1 protein-coding gene is annotated in these 516 nt (G+C 79.8%); it reads right to left on the bottom strand.

The window, feature by feature from the left end:
* On the bottom strand, positions 1-516 hold a 516-nt coding region (locus tag CRM73_RS19485), incomplete at both ends, for an enolase C-terminal domain-like protein (protein WP_305067820.1).

The raw sequence follows: 516 nt of genomic DNA, 5'->3' as shown, positions 1-516 counted from the left end.
CGCAGCTCGAGCATCCCGCCCACCGGCCGCAGCGGCTCCCGCAGGACGTCCGCCCGCATGAGGGACACCGTCCCGAGCCCGCAGGCGTACGGGAGCTCGGGCAGGGCGGCGGCGAGCGCGAGACCCGCCCGGATGCCCACGGAGGTGTCCAGGGCGGAGCTGACCACCGCCGGCAGGCCGGCCTGGGCGACCACGTCCAGGGCGCGGCGCACCCCGCCCAGCGGGGCCGCCTTGACCACGAGCAGGTCGGCGGCGCCCGCCCGGGCCACCGCCAGGGGGTCGTCCTCCTTGCGCACGGACTCGTCCGCGGCCACCAGCACCGCCACGCCCCGGTCGGCGAGGCCCTCCCGGACGGCGGCGAGGCCCTCGATCGTGGGCACGGGCTGCTCCGCGTACGCGAGCCCGTGCCGCCCGAGCCGTTCCAGGGCCGCGAGGGCCGTGGGCACGTCCCACCCGCCGTTGGCGTCCACCCGCAGCTCGGCCTCCGGCAGCAGGGCCCGCACGGCCGCGACCCGG

The organism is Kocuria sp. CCUG 69068 (assembly GCF_020833785.1).
Taxonomy (GTDB): domain Bacteria; phylum Actinomycetota; class Actinomycetes; order Actinomycetales; family Micrococcaceae; genus Kocuria; species Kocuria rosea.
Note: the sequence above shows the minus strand (reverse complement) of the source record. Positions and strands in the feature narration are given on the sequence as shown.